The organism is Mesorhizobium sp. M5C.F.Ca.ET.164.01.1.1 (assembly GCF_004792125.1).
Classification (GTDB): domain Bacteria; phylum Pseudomonadota; class Alphaproteobacteria; order Rhizobiales; family Rhizobiaceae; genus Mesorhizobium; species Mesorhizobium wenxiniae.
On record NZ_SRTG01000001.1, the window covers coordinates 3,318,637 to 3,344,111 of the forward strand.

The window sequence follows — 25,475 nt, forward strand, 5'->3', positions numbered from 1 at the left end:
TTTGCTCTTGGGGCGATCGATTTGCCTCTTTATCGACACGCGGATGCGGATAGAGTGCGGCTGATTTTTCAATCAACTGCTCGGAGCTCATGCTCGCACGCCTGTTCGTGATCTTCGGTGGCTTTTTCGTGCTGGTGCTGTGTGCGGCGCTGGTGGTGCCGTATTTTATCGACTGGACGGGCTACCGTGCCGATTTCGAGCGCGAGGCAAGCGCCATTCTGGGCCGCAAGGTAACCGTTCAGGGCGATGCGACGGCGAAATTGCTGCCGTTTCCGTCGGTGACCTTCTCGAACGTCACTGTTGCCGGCGGCCCCGGCGGCCAGCCGGCAATGACCGTCGAGACCTTTTCGATGGATGCGGAACTGGCGCCCTTCCTGAGCGGGGAAGTTCTGATCTTCGACATGCGGCTGGTGCGGCCGAAGGCGACGATCGACATTGCCGCCGACGGCACGGTCGACTGGGCGATACGCCCGTCGTCGCCCTTCGATCCCAGCCAGATCTCGATCGAGAAGCTGACGGTGACAGACGGAGAGATCGCGCTGCGCCATGCCGCCGGCGGGCGCAGCCATCTCCTTTCCGAGATCAATTCGACGATCTCTGCCAAATCGCTGGCCGGACCTTGGCGGATGGATGGTTCGCTGCGGCTCGACGGTCTGCGCAGCATGGTCGTCGCCTCCACCAGCAAGGCCGGTAGCGACGGGCAGATGCGGCTCAGGCTCAAGGCCGATCCGGACGCCTATCCGCTGGTCATCGAAGCCGACGGCAATGCCGGCATCGTCAACGGCGCCGCAATCTATTCGGGCCAGTTCAAGGTCGCAAGTTCCGACAAGAATGGTGCCGACAAGAATTCGGCGCAGCTTCAAGGCACCGACGGTGAGATGATGGAGGCCAGCGCAGGCAAGCCGGAGCCGGGGTTCAGGCTGAACGGCAAGTTTTCGCTCGACCACCAGAAACTTGGGGTCGACGAATTCCGCTTCGAGACCGGGCCGCTCGACAATCCATACACGGCCGAAGGCAAGGCTGCCGTCGAGCTTGGGCCGAACCCAAGCTTTTCGATCGAGGCCGATGGCGCTCAGGTACAGTTCGATGAAGCCGTCGGCGCCGCGGCCGGCGCCGGACTGACGCTGTCGGCGCGTGTCGCGGCGCTGGAGCAGACTCTGCTCGAGCTGCCCAAGCCGACCATACCGGGCACAGTCGAGGTGAAGCTGCCGGCGGTGGTGGCCGGCGACACGACGGTTCGCGACGTACGCCTTTCCGCTGAGCCGGCCGATGCTGGCTGGTCAGTGAAGTCGCTGGCCGCGACACTGCCCGGCCGTGCCAGGCTGGAAGCAAATGGCATGCTCAGCGTCGAGGATCATTTCGGCTTCACCGGTTCGCTGCTTCTGGCGGTGGCGCAGCCTTCCGGCTTTGCCGCCTGGCTTTCGAGGGATGTCGACGAAGCGATCCGCCGGCTGCCGGCCGCCGGCTTCAAGGCCAAGGTCGACCTGACCGGAAAGCGCCAGGCCTTCAGCGACCTCGAACTCGTTCTTGGCAAGGCGAAATTTTCCGGTCGCATCGATTCCAGCCAGCCCGACGACGCCAGGCCGTCGGTGCTGATGCGGCTCGAAGGTGGCGAACTCGATGTCGACGGCCTCGCCGCCTTCGCCTCGATCTTCATCAGCGACAAGGGGGCCAACCGTTTTTCCGACCGCGACCTCGATTTCCAGATCAAGGCCGGACCGGTCAGTGCCGGCGGGCTGACCGCCGATACGGTCGATACGGCGCTCAGGCTGCGCCACGGGCTGCTCGAAATCGACCGGCTCTCGGTTGGCGGGCTTGCCGGCGCCTCGATCAGCGCCACCGGCCGGATCAAGGATTTCCCGGTGAGCCCGACCGGCAAGCTCGATGCCTCCGTAGTCGCCGTCGACCTCAAGCCGTTGGTCGATGTCGCGGCGCAGCACTATCCTGATAATGCCGTGCTGAAGGGGTTGGCGGGGCGTGCGGCGGCCTATCCCGAGCTGTTCCAGGATGCGCGCGTCGATCTGGTGACGAGTGCCGCCGCCAACGGCGATGGCACGACAGGCCTGGCAGTCAGCGCGCAAGGCAGGGCCGGCGGTTCGGCGTTTTCGGCGTCGCTGTCCGGCAAAGGGATGGCCGACCGGCTTCTCGAGGCGCCGGTGTCGCTAACCTTCAACGCCAGGAACACCGACGCCACCGCACTTCTGGCGCTTTACGGCCTGCCGGCGCTGCCACTCGGCATGCTTGGCGAGGCGACTACCGATGTCTCGGCAAAAGGCACGCTTGGCGGCGGCATGGCGACGAGCTTCAACCTCATCGGCAACGACTTCAAGGCCGGTTTCGACGGGACGATCGCGGGCACGCCACAAGGCCCCACCGCCAAGGGCAAGGTCAGTCTGGAAGCCGCCGACATCGAGCCGTGGCTGATGACGACAGGCGTCGGCTTGCCGGGCATGGGGACAGGCATGTCGACGTGGCTTGCGGCCGACGCCGATTTCGGCAACGGCCTTCTGGTGCTATCCGGCCTCAGCGGCGCCATCAACGAGGCGGCAGTTTCCGGTGACGTCAATTTCGACGTCAAGGACGGGCTGCCGCATCTTGCCGGCGCGCTGGTGCTCGATGAGCTGGATCTCGACCCGATGGCGGTGGCACTGTTTGGCGACCAGGCCTTTCTGGGCGCGGGCAGGGCTTGGCCGACCGCCCCGTTCAGCCAGAAGTCCAGCCTGCCGTTCACCGCCGAGCTCGACTTGACCACGGCGTCGCTGGTCGCCGGCCCGCTGGCCACGGCCTATGACGCGGCGCTTTCGCTAAAGCTCGACCAGGAAGGCATCCGCGTTTCGGACCTCAAGGCAAAGTTCGCCGGCGGTGCGCTTTCCGGACTGTTCGAGTTGAAGAACACTGACGGCACCGGGCTTTTCTCCGGGCAGATGAAACTTGCCGGCGCCGATCTGGTCACGGTGCTGCCACAGGCCGGCATCAGCGGAAGCGGCGATTTCTCGGCGGCGCTCTCGACCAGCGGCAAATCGGTCGATGCGATGGTTGCGGCGCTGTCCGGTTCCGGCACGGCGGCGCTAAAGGGCTTGACCATTGCCGGCGTCAATCCCGAGGCCTTTGGCGCCTTCATCGCCAAGGCCGACGCGATCGGGCGCGATATCGATGCGGCAAAGACTGCCCGCTTCGCGCCGCAGATCGCCGCGGACGGCAGTTTTCCGGCTGGGGATATCGACATCGCCTTCACAATCGCCGGTGGCACGCTGAGGGCACCGCCGGTCAATCTTGAAAATCCGGCGGCGAAGCTGTCCGCCGACATCACGGCGGACCTGAACGCCAGCACGGTCGCCGCCAGCGGTTCGATCACTTATCGGCCCGGCGACGAAGCGCTGGTCGGCTCCGATCCGACTGTGAATTTCAGCGTCGACGGGCCGTTCGGCGCCGCGAAGCGGCAATTCGACAGTGAGCCGCTGGCGCAGTTCCTGACCCAGCGCGCGCTGGAAAAGGAACAGCAGCGGGTCGAGGCCATGCAGGCGGCACTGCTTGAAAAACAGCGGCTGCGGCGCGAGGTGCGTTACTACGCGGCCCTGCAAGCCGAGCGTGAGAGGGCAGCCGAAGAATTGCGCAAGCAGCAGGAGGCGGCGCGGCTGCAAGCCGAGGCAGATGCCAGGGCAAAGGCTGAAGCCGAGGCAAAGGCTCGAGCCGAAGCGGAGGCGAAGGCCAGGGCCGAGGCGCAGGCGCGGGCTGAAGCCGAGGCCAGAGCCAAGGCGGATGCACAGGCGAAGGCTGAAGCGGAGGCCAGAGCCAAGGCGGATGCACAGGCGAAGGCTGAAGCGGAGGTCAAAGCCAAGGCGGATGCTGAGGCCAAGGCCAAGGCGGATGCCGAAACGAGAGCCAGGGCGGCGCAACAAGCGGCGGACGAGGTGGCGAAGGCCGAAGAGCAGCGACGCCGGAAGGCGGAAGAGGCGATGCGGATCGCTGCGGAACTAAAGGCAAAGCTCGACGCAGAGCGCAGGGCCGCCGCTGAGCAGGCGCAGAAAATCGAGCGCGCGCCTCAGCCGCCGGCCAATGACAACCCGCCGCCAGCAGAATCCGCGCCAAAACCCCAGCTCGAACCTTCGTCGATCGACAACCTGCTGAAGTCGCTGGGCGGCGGATAGCTCCACCTAGACTGGTTTCATCTTTCGCTTCGCCCAATCCAAGACGTAGAGCCTGAGCGCCGAGGACAGGTTGGCATCGCGTGGCCGGGCCTCGTCGATTTCGGAGACGAGGGCGGCGAGCGTCAGTTTGCGCGCGGCCGCGATGGCGACGAGGTCGTCGAAAAACGGCTTTTCGAGCGAATAGCTGGTGCGATGGCCGCGAATGGTCACCGAGCGTTTCTCGACCGGGCTCACCGGACGTGACTCATTTCACTTCAAGCATCGGATTTATCCGAAAACCGCGGCGCACTTTTCGGTCCGATACCCGGGGAATCCGGATCGCCCGAGGCTTCGCGGCGATGGCCGGCGACAAACTTTTCTGCCTTGTCGGCGATCAGACGGTCACGCTCCCGGTCGGCCTTGGAACGGCCGTGCAGCGTCCGGTTCTGTTCGGCCAGGCGCCCCTTCTCGGCTCGTGCCTTCTGCTTGCGGGCCTGGCGGAGATTGACGATGTCGGCCATGTCGCGCGGCCCGTCGGATCACTTCTTGCGGAAGGCGTCGAGCGACACCACTTCGGCGCCTTTTGCGGCGTCGGCCGCGGCAGGCTTCTTTTCAGCCTCTGCGGTCTTCTTCTTCTCAGGCTTTTTCTCGGCAACGACGGCCAGCGGTTCGGAAGCGGGCTGGCCGCCCAGTTCCTCTTCTGCCGAGGTCTCCGTCTTCACGTCGAACTCGAGCTCGAAATTGACGGACGGGTCGTAAAAGCCGCGCACGGCCGAGAACGGGATTTCCAGCTTTTCCGGCACGTCGGAGAAAGACAGCCCGACTTCGAAGCCGGTGTCGGTCACCTTCAGGTCCCAATACTGGAACTGGATGACGATGGTCATCTGTTCGGGATAGCGCTCGCGCAAGCGGGAAGATACGCGCACGCCCGGGGCGCCGGTCAGGAAAGTGATGAAGAAATGATGGTTGCCGGGAAGGCCGGTGCGCGCGACCTCGGCCAGGACCTTGCGCATGACGCCGCGCAATGCCTCCTGGGCCAGAATGTCGTAGCGGATGTGGTCGTCGGCCATGTGGCTGTCGGGTTCCGTTGAATCGTCCGCATAGCTGTAATCAAGCTTGAGCGCGGCGTAAACCGGATATAGACGCCGGCAGCGCAGATGCGAGAGGGCATGCCTCAGAATTGATCGCTCAGGCGCCAGCGAGCGCGCTGTGCTTTTGCGCGTCGGCCGCCGGCTGCCGCTTGCCGAAGGCGCGCAGGAAGGTGCGCACGCCATGTGTCGCCGATTGCAGCACCTCGTCATCGGTCGGCGTGCCGCCAAGCATGAAGGTGGTCTGCAATTCGGCATTGGCCAGGGCGAGGAACTGGCGCGCCGCGACATCGGGGTCCTCGATGTCGAGGAACCCGGCATGGGCGAGGCGGGCGAAACGGGCGGCGATCGCCGGCCATGTCCTGCCCGGCCCCTGTTCGCGCCATTCGGCAAAGAGCTCGGGATAGCGCTCGCCCTCGGTCTGGATCAGCTTGCGCAGGAATTTTCCGTCGCGGTTGCAGATACAGTTGCGGTTCATGCGCACAGCAAAAGCGATCAGATCGGCCTCGAGATCCTTCGGCTGGTCCGGAAAGGTGGAAATGGTGGCGAAGATGCCGGCATTGCAGCGCTCGGTGAGGTCGCGGACGATGGCGACGAAGAGTTTCTCCTTGTCGCCATGGTGGTTGTAGATCGTCTGGCGCGAAACGCCGGCCTCGGCGGCAATCATGTCGATATTGGCGCCGGCGAAGCTTTCGCGGCAGAACACCTCGCCGGCGGCGTCCATGATGGAGGCGCGCTTGGCCTCATGGCCGCGTGGCGGGATGCTGTCAGGAGAAACGTCGTGCTTCATGAAAAACTATATAGAGGTGATTGACGGATTAGACAAGAGTGTCTAAATTTATGGACTTAGCTAAAAGGAATTTCCCTCCGCAGGAAGTCGGAATTTCACGGCATGGAACGTCCTAGGATTATGCGCCGGTCGGCGGCCAATCAGATTTGAAAGAAGCCTGCTATCATGAGTCCCCGATTCCTCCGCATCGCGTTCGTGCTCGGCCTGTTGACCGCCATTGGTCCGTTTGCCATCGACATGTATCTTCCGGCGCTGCCTTCGATCGGCGCGGATCTGCAGGCCAGCACCGCTGCCGTGCAGATGAGTTTGCTGATCTTCTTCCTGTCCATGGGGTTTGGCCAGATCGTCGTCGGACCGATCTCCGACATGGTCGGACGCAAGCTGCCGCTCTATGGCGGCCTCGCACTGTTCATGGTCGGCGGCATCGGCTCGGCGCTCGCTCCCTCGATCGAATGGCTGATTGCCTTCCGTTTCCTGCAAGGGCTCGGCGCCAGCGCAGGCATGGCGGTGCCGCGCGCCATCGTGCGTGACCTGCACACCGGCACCGACGCTGCCAAGCTGATGTCGCTCTTGATGCTGGTGTTTTCGGTGTCGCCGATCCTGGCGCCGCTGACCGGTAGCGTCATCATCGAGAATTTCGGTTGGCGTGCCGTGTTCTGGACGGTAACGGGTGGGGCGGTGCTTGCCACCATCCTGCTGGCGACCTCGCTCAAGGAGACGCGGCCGGTCGAGGCGCGTGCAGGCAGTTCGTTCGGCACCGCGCTCACGGCCTATCGCTTCCTGATGGGCGACCGCAACTTCCTTGGCCTGGCGTCAATCGGCGGCTTCGGGATCGCGAGCTTCTTCGTCTATCTGTCGAGCTCGTCCTTCATCCTGATCGACCATTACGGGCTGTCGCCGTCGGTCTACAGCGTGTTCTTCTCGATCAACGCGGTCGCCTTCATCGGCATGTCGCAGTTGACGGGGGTGCTGTCCGAACGGTTCGGGCTAAGGCCCGTGGTGCGGGTCGCGGTGGTTGGCTATGCGACGACGATGGTGGTGCTGTTCGCGGTGATGGCGTCCGGCGTCGACCGGCTCGACGTGATGGCGGTGCTGCTGTTCGTCGGCTACGGATTCCTCGGCCTGGTGATCCCGACGACTTCGGTGCTGGCAATGGAGGAGCATGGCGCAATCGCCGGCACGGCCTCGGCGCTGATGGGCACGCTGCACTTCGCGATCGGTGCGGTCGCCATGGGCATCGCCGGCGTGTTCTTCGACGGCACGCCGCTGCCGATGGTGGCCGGCATCACGCTTTGCGCGGTGATCTCGTTCGTGATGGCCAAGGTGACGCTCGGCCGTGGGCGGGAGGTTATCGAAGCGCCTGCGGAGTAGATGCTTTCCAGCGAGAGCATGAAAAGGCCGGGTCAGTCCCGGCCTTTTTCACGTCTGGGCTCAAGCTGCAAGCCTGCCTTGGCGAAGATAAATCGCAGTCGCGCCTCGACCGGCGTCAAGGGCAACAGGACCAGTTCATAGCCCAATTCCGTGTAGATGCTGGCCAGCGCGCGATCGGTGCGTTCGGCCTCGTCGAGGGTCTGCTTTCACTCGCTATCCTGCCCGAAAAATCGCCGGCCATGGCGGTGCGGTGAAGACAAGACTGGCGTAGCGGAAGCGTTCGGCGGCATTCCTGACGTGGTCGGGCACCGGCAGGCCAGTGAGGCGTAGATAACCAAGAGTGTCCGGCACGCCGCGATCGAAGAAGACGGGCCGTTCTGTTCGAGGGCGGCTCGATAGGAGCGCAGCTCCCAGGACAGCAAGACAGCGTCGCGATGGGGCATAGCGCAAGAAGCGCGGCCAGCAAGCCTGCTGCCGTCATCGTGTCGAAGGGGGAGAAGTGGCATCGAAGGGGAGAAGTGGAGGTTTCCACTGAAAGCGCAAATTGTGTCGGCGATTCAAGGGGATGCGTTTTCCAGTGAAAACCCGGAAAGCCATGAACAGGCACGGAACAAAACAGCAAGCTGTAAAACCTCTTGGGGCGTCAAATGACCGCTCCACTTCTTCCATCTGACCACGCTAGCGCCGTCGCCTGGCTGCGTGAAAACTGGACGACCGCTGAACGGCCGCTGATCCCGGCGATCCGCCGGCGCTTTGACGTCGGCCCGATCGAGGCTGTCCAAATCCTGCGCGAGGCGAGCCCGCATCGCAAGGAGCGCTCGCCGTGATGATCTCCCAACGAAAACGCCGGGCCTCGATGTCAGTCGAGAATGCGGCGGATCAGGAAGTGAATGCGCAGAATGCTTCTCCGGTGAAAACTGAGAAAGCAAGTAAGGCCCGGCTAGACTGGATCGATGCCATCGCACTCGACAAGCGGGTGTCCGCTCACGCGTTTCGCCTCGCGCATGTGTTGCAGTCCCGCTTCTACAACGAGAAAACCGGCTACGCCTGGCCGGCCCAGAAGACCCTCGCCAAGCTACTTGACACGAATGAGCGGCAGGCCCGCTACTGGATCTCCGAGCTCGCGAAAGCCGGGCTCCTCGACGTGAAACGTGGTGGCAATGGTCAGTCAAACCGGTATCGGCTGACCGGCAGTCCGACTGCCGGTCAGGGTACAGAGCAGACCGGCAGTGAGAATCAATCAGACCGGCAGTCCGACTACAGCCAGACCGGCAGTCCGACTGCCGCCGACTCTCGCTTAGACCTCGCTGATGAACCCGGGGGCGGCGCCAAGCCGTCCCCCGGCAGTGCTCTACGTTCAAGGGTAAGTAAGCGCTCTACGATGAAAGTTGGCGCCGAGGGGGACGCTCGACCTCCGGTCGCGTCCCCTCACAATCCAGGCAAGACGACAGCGCAGAAACGGCCATGCTGGAAAGGACAAGAAGTAGATATCGAAAAGCTCGGAGCATGCGTCATCGTAGGCATATACCCCGACGAACGGCGCGTCTGCGTGAAGGTGCAGCGGACCGGGCACCTGGTGAGAATCGGTGTTCGTCCAGACGTTCAATTCGTCGCAAGCCCGGATGATTTCGACGAGGTAGCGCAGGAGGATCGCGATGAAGAAACGCCATTCTGACCACTCGCAGCTCGACTTCTTCGCAGCCCTCGATCGTCCGGTCTATGGCGAAATAGTCATCTTTCCGACCAACAGGATGGTCGGCTTGATGCGAGCTATCGCGGATGAATTGCTGCGGATCCCAGAGTGGTCCGATCGCAATATGCGCTATCGCCAGATGGCCAAAGAGCTCAAGTCCCGTCTCGAAGCGTTTGGTCTGCCTCCAGAAGATATCCGGCAGCAGATGGCTGCCCTCCGCGTGGGTGTTGGTTGCCAGGCGCGGAAGCAAATCATCCTCTCGATCCTCCACGACCAACAGGACGGTGCCGCATGAAATCGTATGTCCCAATTTCGAACGGTCGGTTCGCCATCACCCTGCACGATCATTGGCTGCAGGTCATTCGCGCGGATAAGCCCGACATTCGGGAGAGACTGTGCTCAGCCCTTCGAGGCTCAGGTAACGGCGACCTACTGAGACGCGAGTTGGTCATTGCCCGCGTCGACCGTGTCATGCCCAACACCTACGCAGGAGCCTACCTTAAACCCCAAGGAGAAGTGACCTTCAAGTCCGCGTCGCGACTGGACATCGTGGCGTCAGGTCAATCCGCTTCGGCAGTCGAGGCCCTACGGCAGAGATTGATCGCTATCGGCGACGCCGCCGCTAAGAGAATATCCGATATCGAGGGCGATGCGCTTGCCGCAGCGCAGCCGGCGATCGACAGGGTCGAAGCAGCCGCGATGGACAAGCTGATGCGGTCGCTCGCACAGGTGGCGGTATGATCGAGCTGCTCGCAGCCATCTTCCGCCGATGGCGCATGGTCGTCGATATCCGTTTCGTCGAGCGCGACGAAATCGACCCCGAGCAGCTACTGCCGTTACCGGGTCGCCGCCTGCTCGGCAGCATTGCCGACCAGCCAGCCGCCTGGGATACGATCGACATCGACCGGCTCGAGGCTGAGATCGAGCGCGCGGCCCGGGAGATCGACGTCGATTGAAGCCGGGGGGATTCGATCTCTACAGCTGCATGGGGCGTCAACCGCGCCGGGCTCACGTTCACAAAATTTTTTCACCACCAGGAGATTTTCAGGAAAATCGCGAAATGACCGAAAAAATTAGCTCAGAAAACGCGGGTTTGCCCGCCTGACCATGCGCCGGCGCAGCCTGTTGCCTCCCAAAATCGTGCCGACCATCCTGGAGATGATTGCCACCCTCGACGACGCTGCAGAACGAACCGGCGATCGCTGTTACGTACGGGCCCGTAACGCCTTGGCAGCTTCGGCGCCAGGCCGCCCGAAGCTGGACGACCGACTATCGATCCAGGAGGCGAAATGGCTTCTCGAAACCGGCCAGGTCAGCAATCTAAACCAGGCACTTTTGATGGTCGCGAAGACCGAGAACAGCCACAGAAGCACCCGTTCCATCGCTGAACGCCTTCGCCGGAAAATCAAGGCTGAGACAAAGAATTCGTCCACGAAATAGTTTTAGTGGACGATCCCGCCCTTCATGCTCCGGCGAATCATAGCGCGGAACATGAAATATGAACATTTTTACCAAAGCGGCCAGGCCGGAAGTCGCAGCGGAAAAGTCTTCCAGCGCTCACGCGGATCATTATCCTCGCCTTGAAGACTATTCGCCCCAATACGCCGAGCTGGTTAGCAAGCGCGCCATGTTATTGGCGGAGGGCCTGGAGCTGTTCCGACGTTCGATGGCAGTGGCAGAAGAGCTCCGCGGCACGCGGGAGAAAAGCTGGCAGCCTAATGTTACCGAAAAGGCCATCCGCGTAGCGGACCTGCTTGGCGAGCCGAGACCTGAGCCACCGCGCGACGTGGCGGCAATGACTACTTTGGAGGATATCGAGTCCCGGCAGCGTGATATCGATGAAGCAGTCGCTGAGCTCGATCGTCGAATCGCCGACGAACGAATGAAGGCTTCTGCCGCGATAAGAGAAAAAATAGCTCCGCAGTATCGCGGCCTGGTCACGGACATTTGCGATCGTCTGATCGAGCTGCATCATGCCGTGGCAAGATATGAGCAATTCACAGACAACCTGAACGCGCGCGGGATCGCGTGGTCGGGTCTTTTGGCGATGCCTTGCAGGTTCGCTGGGGCGCAGGATCGCTCCAGTGAGGTTGCGCGCTACCTTCGGGAGGCCGCCGACTACAAATTCATCAAATCCTCGAAGATCCCGGGGGCCATCCGGTGATGACATACGAGAAGGCATCAGCCCGCGGCCAGATGGAATACGGCGGTGGTGGCTATATCGAGCCGCCGGCCGCGCGGCCGACGCCAAGCGTGAAAACGGGGAGTGTGTCCGAAGGCGATGAGATTTTCGGAATCGGCTGCCGCTACGGCGTTATCCACCGGAGCATCAAAGGCCGAACTGAGTGTTTCGTCCAAGGGTGCTTTGCGAGGACACTGGCTAGTCAGCAGGCTGTCAGATTGTTGCTCGATCACGATGAAAGCAAGCTGATCGCTACCAGCGCCGACGACCTTGTTATCGAGAGCGATGATCGCGAACTACGGATTCGGTGTCCCGTCCGGGACACCTCGGCCGGTAGGATGATCAAATCTGCTGTCAAACACGACGGACGCGTCGAAATGTCAGTGGGGTATCACATCGTTGAGAGCTTCGAACGCGATGTCGAAGGCAAAACGATTACGTTCATCACCGACGCTATGCTGTTGGAAATTTCCGCCGTCATCGTCGGAGCCGTTCCTGGTACATCCGCCTCAATCCGCTCCTCTTCCGATGACCCGCTCATCAAATCGCTCAATCTGCTGGGAGACGCGATGGCCGAAAAAAATCGTGCTCTTCGGCTGCTCCTGGACTCGCTATGAGATCCGATCGTCCTCACCTCGCATCGATCGGTTGGCCCGGCCGAATCCCCTCCTGTTCAGCCGGGCCCGTTTCATCAGATGCGCGCACGCTTCCGCGCACCACCGCGTGCGCCAAACTGGCGCGCGCTCACAAGCAAATGGCGCCGGAGGATATCGCCGAGCATGCGCTCGCCCTGGCGACGGTGGTCGAGAGCATGGACGAAACCATCCGCCAGCAAAATGCCATTATCTCCTCAACAGCAGTGTCGTTCTCCAACGCCGTTCACGCCTTCAGACAGGCGCAAGACGCAATCCGCACCGTCAACACCTTGAATGAACGCCGCCGCTTTAAGGACGCGCGAGAGTTGGTCACGCACGCGGCCGGGCTCGATCTTGTAGAGGTGCCGCTGGTCATGCCGCCGAAGTTCATCTCGGCCGAGGAAGCCTGGCCAGAGGTATTCTCCCCGACACCCATTCTGTCGAATGGAGGTCAATGATGACCGTATCGCTCAGCTCGCTGCGTGTCGCGCCGGAAGCCGACGGCAACAAGTTCGTGCCGGAAATGGCCCGAATGCGAGATGCCGCCAGCCAGATGGGCAAAGCGGTATCCGGCGCCGGCCTCGCTGTGGCGGAAACAAACACAAAGATCAGTCAGACCGGCGATCCGATCGCGCGGCTCAGTCGCCAATATATCGATGGCTACGGCGCCACCGTGCGCCTCGAGAACGGGATCCGAACGCTCAATAGAAGCCTGGAGGCCGGCAGGATCACTGCTGAGCAGGCATCGACGATCTACTCGGGCATGGTGACGAAACTTGGCATGGTGGCCGGTGGAACCGATATCGCCCGGCAGGGCTATGGTCGCATGAGTGGGATCATCGACGAGGTGAACGCCCGGCTCAGGTCTCAGTCGCTTGCCGCCGATCAGGCTGCAAACTCCATGAAGCATCTCGATGCGGTCAATGACAATCTGAGCGCCGGTGCCGTCAGATTCAGGCGGCAGAATCTGATGTTCCAGGCACAGGATATTGGCGTCTCGCTGGCCGGCGGCATGAACCCGCTTATGGTGCTGGCCCAGCAAGGCAGTCAAATTTCAGGCACGTATGCCGGCGCCGGCGGGGTCAATGCGCTGTTAAAGGATGCCGGTGGTCTAGCCGCTGGCTTGGCCACCAAACTTTGGCCGGTGGCCTTGGCGGCCGCTGCTGGCGGAGCGGCGATCCGTGACATGCAGCTCGACCTGGAAAAGGCGACGGGCAAGAGCATCACTTTCGGGGAGACATTCTCCGGTGTCGCCCAGGTCATTGGAGACGATCTCAGGTCCGGGTTGAAACCTTTGATCGATGGGGTCTCGCCCTGGTTCGATTCTGCATGGGACAAGGTATCCGCCGGCACCCTGCTGGCCGGTGACACCATCATCAACAGTTTCCATGCCGCCTACGAGGACATCAAATATCTGTGGCAGCAGTTCCCGAACATGATGGGTTCGCTGGTCACGCAAGGCCTCAACACCATGATCGGCGGCATTCAGACGATGCTGCAGGCCGGTGCCGGCTATATCGACGCCTTCATCGACAAGGTGAACGCGGCGCTCGCAAAGGCCGATGCTCTGATGCCAGGCAGCGGCTATCGTCTCGGCAAGGTCGGGACGATCGACTTCGGGCCGCCACTGCCAGATGTCTACGGCGACAAGCTGCAGGACGCGACTGCCGAGCGCAACCGCCGGGTCGGCGAGATCATGCGCAGCAGCCCGCTCGAGGACTATTACCGCAGCGTTCGGGATCGCGTCAGCGACAACGTGGGCGGTGTCGATCTCCCGAGCGGCGGATCTGGCAGTCCTATTCCGGTCCCGCAGTTCCGTGGCGTCGATGATATCCCGGGCGACCAGGAGTTCTTGCAGGACTTCGCGAAGTCGTCGGCAAGCCGGATACGCCAGCTCGAGCAGGAGCGAACGGCGCTCGGGCTTTCCGGTGCCGCGTTGGCGGCCTATCGGTTCCAGCAAGAGGCGGTCAATGCCGCCCTTGCCAAGAACATCGAACTGAACCCGGACCAGCTGACGGCCATCAAAAAGCAGGCGGATGCCTATGGCGCCACGGTCGCGGCCAACCAGAACTATTCTGACGCCAAGGACCTGGCGACAGGATTCCTGGGTGACTTCAAGAGCGAGCTCATCAACAGCGGCGGCGATGTAGGAAAGGCGCTTGGCACCTCGATCCTCAATGCGCTGACGGCGTCGATGGATAAGCAATGGGAAGTCATCTTCGACAAGCTCGGGGCGGCTTTCGCGAGCTGGATTTCCGGCAGCCGCGCTGGCGGGGCGTCGACGTTCGGCGCGGCTGCGCTCGCTTCCGCAGGTAGCGTTGCTTTCGGAGCGAACGACAACTCGGTGATGCGGACCCCGCTGCCGGGCGGCGGGTATGGAGGCGATCTAGCGTCGAATATTAGGTCGCTCGCCGGGAATATCGGTGCCGAGCCTCGCGATCTTGCGGCGTTGATGTCGTTCGAAAGCGGCTTCCGACCGCAGGTCATGGGGGGTGCTGGAGGAAAGTATCGCGGCCTGATCCAGATGGGACCGTGGGAGCAGGCGCACTATGGCTTGAACGACAATACGTCGCTCGGCGATCAGTTCGGCATGATCGAGCAGTTCTTCAAGGATCGCGGTTTCAAACCGGGAATGAGCGGTCTCGATCTTTATTCAACCGTGAACGCCGGTAGCCCCGGCCGCTATGGCGCATCCGATGCGGCCAATGGCGGCACGTGGGGTACGGTCGCCGACAAGTGGAACTTTCAGATGGGTTCGCACTTCGAAAAGGCCGATCAGCTGCTGGGCGTCGACAAGTTCAACGCAGCCCTCGGCAAGGCAACGAACAGTCTCGGGGGCTTCGACAGCACCGTCACCAATTCGATCAAGGCGATCACCAGCAGTATCGGTGGTACCGGTTCTCCTTTCGGCTCGGCTGGGATGTGGTCGGCGCTTGCCAGCCCCGGCTTCAACCCGGCTCCGGGCGGGTTTGCGGAGATGCTTGGCCTTGGCGGTGCGCCGACGGCATCATCAGGCGGCGGAGGCGGCTTCCTCTCCATGCTGTTTGGCTTCCTGCCGAAGCTATTCGGCTTCGCCAATGGCACGGAGAACGCTCCCGCTGGCTGGGCATGGGTCGGCGAGCGCGGCCCGGAACTGCGCAAGCTGCGATCGGGCGACGTCATCCGCAGCAATGCGACGTCGATGCAGATGGTCAACGAGAATGGCCGCAGCAGCAGCTCTCGCCAATCCGGCCCTCAGAAGCTCGAGTTTAACGTCAACATCGACGGGGCAAATGGGGATGCGCATGTCCGCATGTTGGCAAAGCAGGCCTTCAATGAAAGCATCGCCGAGTATCACCAAGCGCAGGTGAGTGGCGGCTTTGGCGAAATGCAGCGCCGCTACGCATCACAGAAAGGGTAAGCCGGTGGCAAGAGAAACAGAAGGCCAGGTGACCACAGTCGTTTTTGCTGAATGCTTAAGTCGGATCGTCGGCATCATTTCGGCCGCGCTCGATGACAAGGGCATTATCTATCGTCCCCAATTCGCTGAGCGCTTGATGGAGGCTGCTGAGGGGACGTCGGATGATATCTCGCGCGGGCTTCTTGTCGGTCTTGCCGAAGGTATAGCTCCTCCCAGCCGGCCCAAGCTCACGGTGGTGAAGGAGGATGATCCGAATGGGCAGCGATAAGTGGATTTCCCGCTACAAAGAAAAGGATAGCCAGATGACTACCGGCAGACCGCCCTTCCGCTTGCAGACACCGCTCGAGGAAGCCCTCTCGGAGGCCATGCATCCGAAGGCACCGCCGGCGAGCTCTGGCTTGCTCGACGCGCCATGGATGGAGGAGATGCGCCGGCAGTGCGACGTCGATCCAGAGTATCGCAAGAAGATCGAGGCGTTGCGTGACCAGCACCAGGCCGATCCGATCTTCACGCCGATCTTCACGGCTATCCTGGGCGTCGGCCAGTTCACGCTATTCGGCACGCCGTTCGCGTATGCTGCTGTGGCTTCGGCGATCGCTACCACCGCCTTCATCGCCGGTGTCCAAATCAGATGACAGCCATCAATGTCCTGAAGCTCGCCGATTCCGTCCATGTCCTGTCAGATGGGCGCGCCGGAGATGGCTTTGCGCACAGCTTGGTGCCGAAGGCGATGCCGATTCCGCACCTCAACGCTGTCGTGGCAACACGCGGCCCAGCGCGCCTGCTAGGGCTGATGACGTTGATGCTCTGCACCAAGTCGATCGCCTTCGACGATCTTCGGGGCGAGCTCGGACAGTTGAAGTGGATATGCGAGCAACAGTCAGAGCCCTGGCAGATCGAGACGCTGGCCGCCGGCTTCGATGTCGTCGTCGCTGGCATCGGATCGAAAGGGCCGGCAGCTTACTTGATTTCGAACCATGGGCTGCACGGGCTCAAACCGTGGCACGTTTTCGATATCCCTTACTGCCTCGCAACGCCGGTCGTCGATCAAGGACTACTTGAAGCGGTGTGCTGGGCAGATGATCCGCTGGCCGAATTTCCGCGTCTGGTCGATGCGCAGCGTGCCGAGCCATCGGTCGGCGGGTTCGCGCAGCTCACCTCGATCACTGCGGAGGGAATATCAACCAAGCTCGTCCGCGACTATCGCGATGCCGTGCAGGTCGTCCTTCGTTGAGTGGCAAGCATCCCTGCGACGTCCACCTGGTTGCCGGCCAATGCGGCATCCGGATCCTGAAGCCGGAGCTGCACGGCGCCAACGCCGGGCGAGGGAAGGTCTGTTTCTGCCCGAAGACGCTGAAGCGCATCGGGCAAGCCTATGGCGCCGATCACTTGCGCCTGGTGTTGCGCTTGATCGTCGAGAGCAAGGGAAACGCGGCCGAGCTGCAGATGGACACCATCACGGCCGTTTCGGCCGTCGTGCTCTCGGGCCTGGTCGGGATCCACGCCGGCCTGTTCGACGACATCGACCTCGGCCAGGTGAGAACCTGGGCCCAGTTCGTGAAACCGGGCTGCACAACGGCCGAGGCGATGGCGACGGCGTTGCTGTGGCTGTTGGCGAGCCCGGAGAGGGTCGTGCCGAAGTTGTCGGCCGAGGAAGCCGCGGCGGAGCAGAAGCGCGCCGAGATCGCGCGGAAGGGCCGCGAGAACGCCCGAAGACGCCGAATGGCCCGATATGTCGGCGACGATCGCGGAAAGGCGGCGTAAGGGCCTACGCCTCGGCCGCCGCGGAGATCGCGGTCCCCAGAAAGCGTTTCGAAAAGCAGAACCGGAAACGTCAGAAGGCCTAGGTGGGTTAGCGACGGCGCCTCTTCGACTTCGCGTCCCTGCGTTCCATCTGTCTCCGCACCTGCCTGGACGCCGGTTCTTTCGAAGCCGGTTCGACTCGCGGAGTCGGAATGGGCGCCGAGCCCGGCAGCATCGGTTGCTCTTCATCCTCGAGGATCTCGACTGCTTGATCGACTAGCCTGTTGACATCAACTTTGGCATCCAGGCTGAACTGACAGTTCTGCAGAGCGGTGAAGATTATCCAAAGGACGATCATGAGACCGCCCTTCGCGGCAACGTTCTTGATCGCCTTGCCGAGACCCGGCTTGATCTCTTCTGCTTGAGTGATCAGCTCTTGTTCGGTGATCTCCTCTTCCTGGGCCTTTCGCAACATTGATGCGAAGCGTTTCAGGATTGCTGGCGTGATATCGGGACCGCTCAGCATTCTGAGAATGTCGCCGGAGGCGTCGAAGACGCCCTCGATGGTTCTGGCCTCGCCGTGACACCGCGGGCACGTTTCCGTCGGGTGCCCAGAAATTTTTAAGCGTTTAGGGGATATCTGGATCGCAGACCGGAAGATATTCCCGCAGTGTGGGCAGTACGCCGGAATGTCGGCCATAGATTTCCTCCCTCAATGAAACGGAATCCTCGAAAACCGGGACGACCTGCCAGTGCCGTCAAGCAATTTCGACGGTCACTGGGACAGCCTCACGCGCATATTTTTTCTGTCGCCTATTAAAGGAACGCATGCTCCGAGCAGCATCGCGCAAGAGTGGCGCAGCGCAAAGTTTGGCCCGGCCTCTTAGCCTGCGTCGTCCTTCTGCAGCTTTTTGAGATCGCGGCCTGAGTATGCGATTTCAGCGCCAGGAAGCTTCAGATTAAGGCCAGAGGCGCGGCCAAGTATAGCCGAGGCCAGATAGTCGGCCGGGTGCATGTCGGCGGCTTCATCCTTTTCGCTGCGCGAGAATAAATTTCGTGAAATGTTCTCAAGCAGTTGGTCCGGCATTGGCTTATCCTGGACCTCCTTCCACTCGAGTGCCGTCTCCACGACCCAGCTTGCGCGGTCTATGTCGAGCTCAAATTGCTTAAGGTGAAACTCGGCGTCTGCGTAGCGTTCAAACCAGCGGTTCATCCACCTCAGGTACCATGTGAGCAGCCCAAGCAAGGCGACTGTCAGAAGGGCAGGTTTGATAGCCATCGCGATCATTGCGGTTGTGTTCCCAGCCGCTATTACAGGCGCGAGGTCGGCAGAATAGTAGAATATCAGGAGGATAACGAGAGCCGAGGCCAAGACGACACCGATGTGAATCGGTTTTCGACTTCCCTTCGTCTCCGGGGTTAGTTCAAATTTCTTGGCCCGATCGGCGAGCCTGGCCTTCAGGCCCTTGTGAAGATCCCGCCGTGCGAACGTGTTTGAGCGATCATCGAGGTCCTTCTTGAAGGTATCTAGGTCCGCCTGACGCTGCTCCAGCACCTGGCGTGCTTCCTCGATCTTCCGCTCCTCATCCGCTCGCTTCGAATCGAACTCGACCGCGAGTTTCTGACGGCGAGCGTCGAACTCTTCTTCGAGGCGGAGGCGAACAGCAGCGGCTTGTTCGCCTACGTTTGCGATTGTCGCTTGCATCTGCTCGATCATCTTCTGATGTGACTTCATCAAAAGCGTGAACGATTTTGAGTTGTGAAACAGCCCCGCGCTTTGGTCAGCCCTTGCCAGAAAAGTTTCGCTGATCAGCTGGTTGAGGGCTGCGACCTTGTCCGAAGCCAAGGCTTCGTTCGCGTTCCCGTTGCTTGTGATACTTAGAACGTCGAATGTGAAGTCAGCGTCCTGAGAAAAACTCCGGCTGATGCTGAGATTGAAGTGGGATGCTCCGAAAGAAGCGTTGTGGATGGTGTAGTTCTCGGATCGGGCGAGCGCGGCAGCATCTGTTGTTTCGTTCGAGACCTGAAACTGTTCCCCGCGTGCGGCGCCCGTCACGGTAACGGAAAAATTGGGCGTGCCTGCGATCTTCGCTCCGGAATGCAGAAATTCGAACAGATCACGGTCGCGAAGGCGCGGGACCTGCAACTTATATTCGGCCATCTTCCCCCCTTGGCCGATGACAGGCCAGATCATTCCCCATCAGGCGCGAGTCGGCCGAATCCGGTCAAGCGGTTTCTGAGTGACGTTGTGGACAAACTCGCCGCACAGTGCGGACAAGAAACCTCGGGAAGAAACTTCAGACACACATCAGCCCGGGGTGCCTAACTCCCCGCCAGGGGCCGCTCGTCATCATCATGGTCGGGGCGTCGGCATTTTTCGGTGCTGTGGGACTCGTCCTTTGGCCTTTTCGCCGCCGTGCTCGTCCTGGTCTACTTCTTCGGAATGACGGTCCAGGGGTTCCTGAAATCCGCAAGGGGTGGGGGGCATCAAATGTCTGGGGCCTTCCGGGGGCGGAACCGCCTGGGGCTCAGTCGCAGATTTTTTTCTCAGCCCACCGCTGAAACGCAAATTCCTCGCCTATCAAAGGAAGAGGTGAGGGCTCTCGTTGAAATCGACGGGAGCCAGGGCGCGCCAACGCCCGAGCCGCGAGCGCGAACTCGCATGACCAAGGAAGGAGGCGATCGCTTAGGCGATCGCCTTCAGGCCCTTTTCTGTCGCCTATTAAAGAACGCGTGCGGGGGCGAGAGATGCGACGGCGGATCAAGGCGGCTGGCGACCTTTCTTCGGTGGCGTAGGGCCTCCTTTAGGCCGGTTTGTCAGCGAACTCCTGGAATTCAATTTTGGCCGTGATTTCATTCATCGCGTAGTGCACGAATTGCTTTCCGAGTTCGGTCAACTCGTAAGGCTCTACTTCGTCGAATGCCGATTTGGCCGTTCGCGGCGCATGACTTGGCTTGGATCGTTTTGCGACCGGTTTTCTGATGAAGTTGCCAGCGTAGTCTGTTTGCCGCTCCTGGCGGATCACGCCTCCGGTACTCAGATCTCTGACGAGCATCTTGTAAAGGTCAGCTTCGGCCGAATCCTCTCGTACATCCGCCTTATCCAGATTGTCCCATATCCCGCCGCGTGAGACGCCCGGGTTGCGGTAGATTTCACCGATTACCTCGAAATGGAAATCGCTATAGAGGTTGATCCAGTCGATGAAAAGGCGGATCACGTCATCCGACGTTGTCTTTGCCGCGGCCGCATTGGCAAGGATGTTGCGGATACGCTGGCGCTTGTATTCCGTGTCGATCGACGACCAGTTGCGGAAAGCCTTTTTCATCAGCGACTGGTACTCGGGCGACTCAATCCGCTCTTTGATCTTCTCATCTTGCATATCGATGCGGGCAATGATCTCCGCGATGGTCTTGCCCTTCTCACGCAGTTCGTCTTCAAGCATCTGAAGCCACTGTCGCAGGACGTTAGTGACTTCTTCCTGCTCCTTTTCAGACCAATAGCCGGCGCCGGCCGATATCAGGCCGCCAACAAATGGGATTGCGCCGGCGAGCGCGTTGATGGCCGCGCGAGCGGCCATCTTTTTGCCGTCCGGCTCAAGCTCATCTTTATCAATTTTGTCGCTTTCCATCCCCATCCCACCTACGATCTAGACGACCTTAAACCCGCTTCCAGACGGCCCCTCATATTTTTTCAGCGCCGAGTAGGCGAAGGTGTCCCGCTGTGCTTTCCCGCTTGGATCGGTCCACTCACATAGTGCGTCGCCCAGTTGACCATCCCCGATGTAGATCATCTTGATTTTTCCAGTCTTGTGCTGGACCTCGTCACCTTCTTTGAATTCATGCTCAGCCATAGCCTTCTCCTTTAGATTTGCTGCTCAAGGGGTATGTCGCCGGCGGCCAATATCGGGACCGCCGGCGACGTCAAGAATCCTTCAGACCGCGTTGACCAGGTGCAGGGGATACCAGACCTGTTGGTGGCCAGATGTGGAGACCAAGGCAATGCCATGAAGGCAATCAGCTTTGCGAATGTATGCCTCGCTAGACACTGCGATCGCCTTGCCATTCACGGCATGGTAGGTCCAACGCCATTGCCCGGCGGCATCTTTCTCGACCCAGTACGAAGGGAAGGTGCGATCAGCCATCAGGTCGCTCCCTTCATAACCCCGGCAGAATCACGACTGCCGACGTGTTTCCGTTCCTTCAGCACCTCGTTGACGCGTCCAGGGTTCACCCCAAAGCGCGCGGCGATCTGATGTTGGAACCAGCCTGACGCCCGAAGTCTCCAGACCTCGATGGCATCGGTGAAGGTGAGCGATTTTCGCATTTTCGGTTTAGTCATTGGTTCATCCTGTTCACATTGGGTGATCTCAGGCTTGACCGATGGCGTTGACCCGGACATTGTTGTCCGGCTTTCAGGAGCCTCGTCCCGCGCCTTCGATCGATTGAGCGGGATGCGATTTTGGGGTGCCGTCGCGTGGGGAGGCTAATCCGTGCGGCGGCCCTTCAAATCACTTATCAACCCCACTACTGTTACCATGAGGTTGTCCCGTGCAAGACTCCACGCGGCAGCCGTTCACGGCTATTTGTTCTCGTTTCGATCTACTTTCGACACAACACCCAATGATTTCATCGGCTTAGGCTGCCTGTGAATTACGGGGATGAGCGCTGATTTTCGGGGATAGCCGTTATTTGCTCCGCAAAAACAGGCGGTTAAGGCACCAAATCGACCGAATCGGGCCCGCAACTTTTTGATTCGTTTGCGTGCCCGCCTTTCGTCGACGCGGAGCGCGAAAGCCGGCTCCTTGAGCGTTACGCCTTCCCAAGGCCGGCCTTGCGCAAACGCACGCCGGCGCCGCCGCCATTCTCTGGGATGAACTCGACGCCGGCGGAATTGAGGCGGCCGGCGATAGCCAGGCCGTGGTGTAAAGATCGAGGGGGCGGGGACTAAGGCTGACTGCCGTTCACGTCACCGGCCGCCGCCGCGATAGCTTTCCTCAGGTCCTCGGCGGCTTTCCTCTTCTCCCTGACCTGGAGATCCTCCTCTAGGATTGCGATAATCGCCGCGCGAACGACAGGAAAATGCTTCCTGCAGGTCTCCTCGTCCAATTCATGAACGCCTTTGCTCAGGATGCCGTAGGCCGCCTTGTTCTCGACCAAGGCTGACGGCAGCACCGACTTAAGCGCGTCGATCTTTTCATCCATCCGCATCGTCGCAAATTTATCAATGGGGGCGGCGAGCTCCTCATGATGGCGAATTATCAGGCGTTCGAATATTCGCCTGAGATAGACAAAGGATCCGGCTCCAACGCCATGGCTAAACAGCCCGCCCGCTCGATGAAGATCAGAGAAATAGGATGGCTCTAGCACGGGCCTAAAGCGTTGGATATCAGACGAAGCGATGTCTTCCAACGACGGGAACTGCCCGACCTTAGTGATTGACTGGCTGGTCCACTTGAAGAAATAGCTATAAACGTGCGTCTGTTCTCTCTGGCACTTCAAAAGCGCCGTAAACGAACCGCTCAATATTCCATTGCTAGTTGCGTACAGATAACTATTATGGTGGTTGCCCTGCCTAAAGGTTTTAAAGGTGCTTCCCTTCCGGCACCAAATGCAATAACAGTCGAATTGAAAATTGTCGTCTCTAAAGGTATCAATGTATTCTTCCTGTTTGTCCTTTTCGAAGGCTATGCTGCCATATAAACTTCCAACAGTGCAAATTTTGATTGCCGCTTCGACACTTGGATCGGTCAACTTCACAGTCAAAAATTCCACTCCCATTCCAGCAGATCAGCGGGTTGCCGCCCAAAAAAAAGCGTCGGCCTTCGTCGGCCTTCCTGCATCCCCAAATTGCAAAACTGAGCATCGCCGATAATGGCAACCCAGGCAAGCAAGCCGGCTCCTCGGAGCGAGTGCCGAGATCAGCCCTTCCGCAACCTCACGCCGGCGCCGCCATCGACGAGCTCGCCGTCTCCAAGAAAGACGACGCCGGCGTCTTCAAGGGCCGTGCGGATTGCAGCTAGATTATTCTGAACGGGTACTGAGCGCCCGGCCTCAAAATTCCGCACGGTCGACAAACCGACTCTCGCCTCAGAAGCCAAACCCTCTTGCGAAATGGCCACGAGTCCGCGGGCTGCTCTGCATTGTGCGGGGGTCACTTGTTTACTCCTATAGCTGATTTGGTTAGGTATAACGAAAATCGTTTGACATATCCAGCGGTAACGATTAACGTCATCAATAACGTTTTTCGTTGCCTGAAAGGAAATGACAATGCCGCGTACAAGCGTTCCGGCAGCTGGAAAAGCTGTGCCCGCACGAACCCCGGTCCGAAACCGCACCGTTGAAGGTATCAACGTTCGTTGGCGTGCCTGCCTCCGCTGGACCGAGTTCATTTTCCTCTTTCCCAACGCTCGTTTCGAGGAAGCCCGCACATGACGATCTCAAGACGCACCCTCATCGCTGCAATAGCGGCGCTGCCGGCCAGCGCGGGCCCAGGACACGCGAGCGCCGCCCCGGAGGCGCCGGACACCGCGCCACCACGCTCGGCGCTTCCTGACGGGCTCTCCGCGGCCGAGATTTCGCGACATCACCTCGAGGCCTTCAAGGCGGCAGCACAGGCAGCTGATCCGACCATTACAGGTTGGTCGCGCGTCGTCCCTGAGTACGACAGCGATTATGCCTTCATGATCATCGCTCAGCGTTCCCGCCGCCGATAGGCACGGGGCCCCTGTAATAAATCGTGATTGTAGCGGCTAAGTGAATCACTGGTGAGAACAAATTTCGATCTGCAACACCATCGCCTCATCGCACTACTGACACCGTCGCCTTGCATTGTTCCAAAGGTTGTTATTCAACGTTTGCATATCTTTGATTCACAAGGGTGTGTACATGCGTCTTGAACCCTACCGAAAGGTCACTACCGACAGGCGAAAGACATTCGCCCGGCTGATCGTTGAAATGCCAATTTCCGACCTCGAAGAATTCGATCAGTGGGCCGGCAGCAAGGGCTATGCGTCGCGCGCAGACGCCGTACGGCAAGTCCTCGCCAAATCCATGAGCGAGGAGGCCGCCTCGTCGGCGTGAGATCCACAAGATGAAGCGCGCTTCCGCGTTTGGCGATCGCCCACCTTCCTATGTCTCCAAGGCCACGCTGGCTGCTGAGCTCGACATCAGCGAATCCACGGTCGACGATTATGTGCGCCGCGGGATCCTTCCCAGGCCGATCCATCTCGGCGGTTCCGTGAGGTGGCGCTGGGCACAGGTTCAAGCATCGCTTGAACCTCTCAATGGTGCCGGGCAACCTAACGACCCCTTCATGGCGGGTTTGAAGAATGTCTCGCCGGCCGCGTAAGGCAGCATCGGTCTCACTGCCGAGGGGCGTGCATCGCGTCATCTCCCGCGGGCGTGAATATTTCTACTATCAGTCCGGCCGCGGCACTGACCACGTCGGCGAGCGCATCAAGCTACCGAGCGATCCGCACTCCCCAGAGTTCTGGGTTGCAGTTCGCCAGGCCCAAGGGCTCGTCGGTCCTGTCGCGACTGGCAGCATCGGCGCGTTAATCGATGCCTATGAGGCGGCATGGCCCGGCCTTCCGAGGAAGCTCGCGGACAGTACAAGGGAAAAGTACAGGCAGTCGCTCAAGGCAGTGCGCGAAGCATGGGGGGAGCTCCAGGCGGACAGTCTTCGCCCTTCGCACGTGCAGGCGCTTGTAGAGACCATCGGCGCCGGCAAGCCCGGATCAGCGAACAATGTTTTGGACGCGCTGCGCGCCATGTGCAGATGGGCCTGTGGCCCGCGCGAACTGTTGAGCCGAGATCCTACACAAGGCGTCGCTCACTTCGAAGGCGGGGAAGGGCACAAGCCTTGGACGCCGGAACAGCTCGAGTGGGCCGACAGGAACCTAACCGGCATGTTGCGCCGTGCGTATGTGCTCGGTCGCTATACCGGGCAGCGTATCAGCGATCTCGTCCGGCTCGGATGGACCGATGTCGACGAAGGCGGTTTCAGCCTACGCCAGAAGAAGACCGGCGCTCGGCCGTGGTGCCCAATCTTTCCGGAGCTGGAAACGGAAATGGCGGCGTGGGAGAAGCGGCCCGGTCCATTCCTTTTGCAGGAAAGCGGGAAGCCATTCACGACGAACGGCCTGTGGAAACAGCTTGACGCCGTGAGGGAAGACCACTCGGAGCTTGCCGGCGCCGTCTGGCACGGGCTGCGCGCCAACGCAGTCATACGGCTGCGGCAGGCGGGCTACACCTCCATGCAGATCAGCGACGCAGTAGGGATGAGCGTTCCGATGGTTGAACGGTATTCGCGCTACGCCGATCGAAAAGCAGGCGGACAGGCGATATTGCTGAGCCTTAAAGAACGGAAACAGGACAAAGCTGTAAAATGCTGGAAAACTGGAAAGCAGAAATGATGGAAAATCAAGTGCTTATCCGGCCGGAAAAG

General features: G+C 60.7%; 32 protein-coding genes. 20 read left to right on the plus strand and 12 right to left on the minus strand.

Annotated elements, in window-relative coordinates; all coding sequences use genetic code 11:
- Window positions 1–89 precede the first annotated feature (89 nt).
- Entirely contained in the window at window positions 90–4,148 is a 4,059-nt protein-coding gene (locus EN807_RS16360) for an AsmA-like C-terminal region-containing protein (RefSeq protein ID WP_135935682.1), read from the plus strand.
- Between the two features lie 6 nt (window positions 4,149–4,154).
- Here EN807_RS16360 and EN807_RS16365 read toward each other — a convergent pair whose 3' ends face one another.
- The 4 genes from EN807_RS16365 to EN807_RS16380 all read right to left on the minus strand — a co-directional run bounded on the left by EN807_RS16365 (window position 4,155) and on the right by EN807_RS16380 (window position 6,005).
- Window positions 4,155–4,382 (minus strand): ribbon-helix-helix domain-containing protein, encoded by a 228-nt coding sequence (locus EN807_RS16365; RefSeq protein WP_135935683.1) that lies wholly within the window; start codon window positions 4,380–4,382, stop codon window positions 4,155–4,157.
- A 20-nt stretch (window positions 4,383–4,402) separates the two neighbouring features.
- Window positions 4,403–4,648 carry a DUF4169 family protein gene (locus EN807_RS16370; RefSeq protein WP_065010281.1) on the minus strand — a complete coding sequence of 82 codons (246 nt, stop codon included), beginning with the start codon at window positions 4,646–4,648 and terminating at the stop codon, window positions 4,403–4,405.
- Window positions 4,649–4,666: 18 nt separating this feature from the next.
- On the minus strand, window positions 4,667–5,197 hold the full coding sequence (locus tag EN807_RS16375) for an SspB family protein (protein WP_127316653.1): 531 nt from the start codon (window positions 5,195–5,197) through the stop codon (window positions 4,667–4,669).
- 118 nt (window positions 5,198–5,315) lie between these two features.
- Complete coding sequence (locus EN807_RS16380; protein ID WP_065010280.1) at window positions 5,316–6,005, minus strand: TetR/AcrR family transcriptional regulator; 690 nt, start codon at window positions 6,003–6,005, stop codon at window positions 5,316–5,318.
- 165 nt (window positions 6,006–6,170) lie between these two features.
- Between EN807_RS16380 and EN807_RS16385 the strand changes: the two genes are divergently transcribed.
- Entirely contained in the window at window positions 6,171–7,376 is a 1,206-nt protein-coding gene (locus tag EN807_RS16385) for a multidrug effflux MFS transporter (protein ID WP_135935684.1), read from the plus strand.
- A 213-nt stretch (window positions 7,377–7,589) separates the two neighbouring features.
- Here the strand turns inward: EN807_RS16385 and EN807_RS36590 are convergent, their stop codons facing one another.
- Complete coding sequence (locus EN807_RS36590) at window positions 7,590–7,727, minus strand: hypothetical protein (RefSeq protein ID WP_246684123.1); 138 nt, start codon at window positions 7,725–7,727, stop codon at window positions 7,590–7,592.
- A gap of 296 nt (window positions 7,728–8,023) precedes the next feature.
- Between EN807_RS36590 and EN807_RS16395 the strand changes: the two genes are divergently transcribed.
- From EN807_RS16395 to EN807_RS16460, 14 genes are all read left to right on the plus strand, one after another.
- Entirely contained in the window at window positions 8,024–8,203 is a 180-nt protein-coding gene (locus tag EN807_RS16395; RefSeq protein WP_135935685.1) for a hypothetical protein, read from the plus strand.
- The gene (locus EN807_RS16400; protein ID WP_246684159.1) at window positions 8,203–9,051 is read left to right on the plus strand and encodes a helix-turn-helix domain-containing protein; all 849 of its coding nucleotides are present in this window, start codon (window positions 8,203–8,205) and stop codon (window positions 9,049–9,051) included. Before EN807_RS16395 ends, EN807_RS16400 begins: the two co-directional genes overlap by 1 nt.
- Window positions 9,032–9,364 (plus strand): DUF6074 family protein, encoded by a 333-nt coding sequence (locus EN807_RS16405; RefSeq protein ID WP_135935687.1) that lies wholly within the window; start codon window positions 9,032–9,034, stop codon window positions 9,362–9,364. Before EN807_RS16400 ends, EN807_RS16405 begins: the two co-directional genes overlap by 20 nt.
- A 176-nt stretch (window positions 9,365–9,540) precedes the next feature.
- Window positions 9,541–9,810 (plus strand): hypothetical protein, encoded by a 270-nt coding sequence (locus tag EN807_RS35260; RefSeq protein WP_145972438.1) that lies wholly within the window; start codon window positions 9,541–9,543, stop codon window positions 9,808–9,810.
- Window positions 9,807–10,025, plus strand: a complete 219-nt coding sequence (locus EN807_RS16415) for a hypothetical protein (protein WP_135935689.1) — start codon at window positions 9,807–9,809, stop codon at window positions 10,023–10,025. The genes EN807_RS35260 and EN807_RS16415 overlap by 4 nt, the downstream gene beginning before the upstream one ends.
- A 169-nt stretch (window positions 10,026–10,194) precedes the next feature.
- Window positions 10,195–10,509: a hypothetical protein gene (locus EN807_RS16420; protein ID WP_135935690.1), complete on the plus strand. Its 315-nt coding sequence runs from the start codon at window positions 10,195–10,197 to the stop codon at window positions 10,507–10,509.
- 58 nt (window positions 10,510–10,567) lie between these two features.
- Window positions 10,568–11,233, plus strand: a complete 666-nt coding sequence (locus EN807_RS16425; RefSeq protein ID WP_135935691.1) for a hypothetical protein — start codon at window positions 10,568–10,570, stop codon at window positions 11,231–11,233.
- Entirely contained in the window at window positions 11,233–11,868 is a 636-nt protein-coding gene (locus EN807_RS16430; RefSeq protein WP_135935692.1) for an HK97 family phage prohead protease, read from the plus strand. Before EN807_RS16425 ends, EN807_RS16430 begins: the two co-directional genes overlap by 1 nt.
- Before the next feature lie 137 nt (window positions 11,869–12,005).
- Window positions 12,006–12,344, plus strand: a complete 339-nt coding sequence (locus EN807_RS16435) for a hypothetical protein (RefSeq protein ID WP_135935693.1) — start codon at window positions 12,006–12,008, stop codon at window positions 12,342–12,344.
- On the plus strand, window positions 12,344–15,286 hold the full coding sequence (locus tag EN807_RS16440; RefSeq protein ID WP_189522430.1) for a phage tail length tape measure family protein: 2,943 nt from the start codon (window positions 12,344–12,346) through the stop codon (window positions 15,284–15,286). Before EN807_RS16435 ends, EN807_RS16440 begins: the two co-directional genes overlap by 1 nt.
- Before the next feature lie 4 nt (window positions 15,287–15,290).
- The gene (locus EN807_RS16445) at window positions 15,291–15,554 is read left to right on the plus strand and encodes a hypothetical protein (RefSeq protein ID WP_145972440.1); all 264 of its coding nucleotides are present in this window, start codon (window positions 15,291–15,293) and stop codon (window positions 15,552–15,554) included.
- Window positions 15,555–15,588: 34 nt separating this feature from the next.
- Entirely contained in the window at window positions 15,589–15,921 is a 333-nt protein-coding gene (locus EN807_RS16450; RefSeq protein ID WP_135935696.1) for a hypothetical protein, read from the plus strand.
- The gene (locus tag EN807_RS16455; protein WP_135935697.1) at window positions 15,918–16,520 is read left to right on the plus strand and encodes a hypothetical protein; all 603 of its coding nucleotides are present in this window, start codon (window positions 15,918–15,920) and stop codon (window positions 16,518–16,520) included. Before EN807_RS16450 ends, EN807_RS16455 begins: the two co-directional genes overlap by 4 nt.
- Window positions 16,517–17,050, plus strand: coding sequence for a hypothetical protein (locus EN807_RS16460; RefSeq protein WP_135935698.1), 534 nt, complete (start codon window positions 16,517–16,519; stop codon window positions 17,048–17,050). The genes EN807_RS16455 and EN807_RS16460 overlap by 4 nt, the downstream gene beginning before the upstream one ends.
- Before the next feature lie 88 nt (window positions 17,051–17,138).
- Here EN807_RS16460 and EN807_RS16465 read toward each other — a convergent pair whose 3' ends face one another.
- From EN807_RS16465 to EN807_RS16495, 7 genes are all read right to left on the minus strand, one after another.
- Complete coding sequence (locus tag EN807_RS16465; RefSeq protein ID WP_135935699.1) at window positions 17,139–17,729, minus strand: hypothetical protein; 591 nt, start codon at window positions 17,727–17,729, stop codon at window positions 17,139–17,141.
- 183 nt (window positions 17,730–17,912) lie between these two features.
- Window positions 17,913–19,190 (minus strand): hypothetical protein, encoded by a 1,278-nt coding sequence (locus EN807_RS16470; RefSeq protein WP_135935700.1) that lies wholly within the window; start codon window positions 19,188–19,190, stop codon window positions 17,913–17,915.
- Between the two features lie 643 nt (window positions 19,191–19,833).
- Window positions 19,834–20,658 (minus strand): hypothetical protein, encoded by an 825-nt coding sequence (locus EN807_RS16475; RefSeq protein WP_246684124.1) that lies wholly within the window; start codon window positions 20,656–20,658, stop codon window positions 19,834–19,836.
- Between the two features lie 18 nt (window positions 20,659–20,676).
- Window positions 20,677–20,880: a hypothetical protein gene (locus EN807_RS16480; protein WP_135935702.1), complete on the minus strand. Its 204-nt coding sequence runs from the start codon at window positions 20,878–20,880 to the stop codon at window positions 20,677–20,679.
- 81 nt (window positions 20,881–20,961) lie between these two features.
- Entirely contained in the window at window positions 20,962–21,171 is a 210-nt protein-coding gene (locus EN807_RS16485; protein ID WP_135935703.1) for a DUF1508 domain-containing protein, read from the minus strand.
- Complete coding sequence (locus EN807_RS16490) at window positions 21,171–21,368, minus strand: hypothetical protein (RefSeq protein ID WP_135935704.1); 198 nt, start codon at window positions 21,366–21,368, stop codon at window positions 21,171–21,173. Before EN807_RS16490 ends, EN807_RS16485 begins: the two co-directional genes overlap by 1 nt.
- A 605-nt stretch (window positions 21,369–21,973) precedes the next feature.
- A complete protein-coding gene (locus tag EN807_RS16495) occupies window positions 21,974–22,801 on the minus strand; it encodes a hypothetical protein (protein ID WP_135935705.1) in 828 nt (275 codons plus the stop codon).
- 656 nt (window positions 22,802–23,457) lie between these two features.
- On the opposite strand from EN807_RS16495, the gene EN807_RS16505 reads away from it, so the two are divergent.
- From EN807_RS16505 to EN807_RS16520, 4 genes are all read left to right on the plus strand, one after another.
- Window positions 23,458–23,742: a hypothetical protein gene (locus EN807_RS16505; RefSeq protein ID WP_135935706.1), complete on the plus strand. Its 285-nt coding sequence runs from the start codon at window positions 23,458–23,460 to the stop codon at window positions 23,740–23,742.
- Window positions 23,743–23,914: 172 nt separating this feature from the next.
- A complete protein-coding gene (locus EN807_RS16510; protein ID WP_135935707.1) occupies window positions 23,915–24,109 on the plus strand; it encodes a hypothetical protein in 195 nt (64 codons plus the stop codon).
- Window positions 24,110–24,119: 10 nt separating this feature from the next.
- On the plus strand, window positions 24,120–24,377 hold the full coding sequence (locus EN807_RS16515; RefSeq protein ID WP_135935708.1) for a transcriptional regulator: 258 nt from the start codon (window positions 24,120–24,122) through the stop codon (window positions 24,375–24,377).
- A 28-nt stretch (window positions 24,378–24,405) separates the two neighbouring features.
- Window positions 24,406–25,443: an integrase gene (locus EN807_RS16520; protein WP_246684125.1), complete on the plus strand. Its 1,038-nt coding sequence runs from the start codon at window positions 24,406–24,408 to the stop codon at window positions 25,441–25,443.
- Window positions 25,444–25,475: the final 32 nt, after the last annotated feature.

Coding starts and splice junctions, on each gene's coding strand:
- EN807_RS35260 (WP_145972438.1), top strand. CDS start 9,541: ATGCCCAACACCTACGCAGGAGCCTACCTTAAACCCCAAGGAGAAGTG.
- EN807_RS16380 (WP_065010280.1), bottom strand. CDS start 6,005: ATGAAGCACGACGTTTCTCCTGACAGCATCCCGCCACGCGGCCATGAG.
- EN807_RS16450 (WP_135935696.1), top strand. CDS start 15,589: ATGACTACCGGCAGACCGCCCTTCCGCTTGCAGACACCGCTCGAGGAA.
- EN807_RS16475 (WP_246684124.1), bottom strand. CDS start 20,658: ATGGAAAGCGACAAAATTGATAAAGATGAGCTTGAGCCGGACGGCAAA.
- EN807_RS16370 (WP_065010281.1), bottom strand. CDS start 4,648: ATGGCCGACATCGTCAATCTCCGCCAGGCCCGCAAGCAGAAGGCACGA.
- EN807_RS16515 (WP_135935708.1), top strand. CDS start 24,120: ATGAAGCGCGCTTCCGCGTTTGGCGATCGCCCACCTTCCTATGTCTCC.
- EN807_RS16395 (WP_135935685.1), top strand. CDS start 8,024: ATGACCGCTCCACTTCTTCCATCTGACCACGCTAGCGCCGTCGCCTGG.
- EN807_RS16510 (WP_135935707.1), top strand. CDS start 23,915: ATGCGTCTTGAACCCTACCGAAAGGTCACTACCGACAGGCGAAAGACA.
- EN807_RS16505 (WP_135935706.1), top strand. CDS start 23,458: ATGACGATCTCAAGACGCACCCTCATCGCTGCAATAGCGGCGCTGCCG.
- EN807_RS16415 (WP_135935689.1), top strand. CDS start 9,807: ATGATCGAGCTGCTCGCAGCCATCTTCCGCCGATGGCGCATGGTCGTC.
- EN807_RS16490 (WP_135935704.1), bottom strand. CDS start 21,368: ATGACTAAACCGAAAATGCGAAAATCGCTCACCTTCACCGATGCCATC.
- EN807_RS16400 (WP_246684159.1), top strand. CDS start 8,203: ATGATCTCCCAACGAAAACGCCGGGCCTCGATGTCAGTCGAGAATGCG.
- EN807_RS16405 (WP_135935687.1), top strand. CDS start 9,032: ATGAAGAAACGCCATTCTGACCACTCGCAGCTCGACTTCTTCGCAGCC.
- EN807_RS16455 (WP_135935697.1), top strand. CDS start 15,918: ATGACAGCCATCAATGTCCTGAAGCTCGCCGATTCCGTCCATGTCCTG.
- EN807_RS16360 (WP_135935682.1), top strand. CDS start 90: ATGCTCGCACGCCTGTTCGTGATCTTCGGTGGCTTTTTCGTGCTGGTG.
- EN807_RS16465 (WP_135935699.1), bottom strand. CDS start 17,729: ATGGCCGACATTCCGGCGTACTGCCCACACTGCGGGAATATCTTCCGG.
- EN807_RS16385 (WP_135935684.1), top strand. CDS start 6,171: ATGAGTCCCCGATTCCTCCGCATCGCGTTCGTGCTCGGCCTGTTGACC.
- EN807_RS16435 (WP_135935693.1), top strand. CDS start 12,006: ATGGCGCCGGAGGATATCGCCGAGCATGCGCTCGCCCTGGCGACGGTG.
- EN807_RS16375 (WP_127316653.1), bottom strand. CDS start 5,197: ATGGCCGACGACCACATCCGCTACGACATTCTGGCCCAGGAGGCATTG.
- EN807_RS16425 (WP_135935691.1), top strand. CDS start 10,568: ATGAACATTTTTACCAAAGCGGCCAGGCCGGAAGTCGCAGCGGAAAAG.
- EN807_RS16485 (WP_135935703.1), bottom strand. CDS start 21,171: ATGGCTGATCGCACCTTCCCTTCGTACTGGGTCGAGAAAGATGCCGCC.
- EN807_RS16430 (WP_135935692.1), top strand. CDS start 11,233: ATGACATACGAGAAGGCATCAGCCCGCGGCCAGATGGAATACGGCGGT.
- EN807_RS16440 (WP_189522430.1), top strand. CDS start 12,344: ATGACCGTATCGCTCAGCTCGCTGCGTGTCGCGCCGGAAGCCGACGGC.
- EN807_RS16470 (WP_135935700.1), bottom strand. CDS start 19,190: ATGGCCGAATATAAGTTGCAGGTCCCGCGCCTTCGCGACCGTGATCTG.
- EN807_RS16480 (WP_135935702.1), bottom strand. CDS start 20,880: ATGGCTGAGCATGAATTCAAAGAAGGTGACGAGGTCCAGCACAAGACT.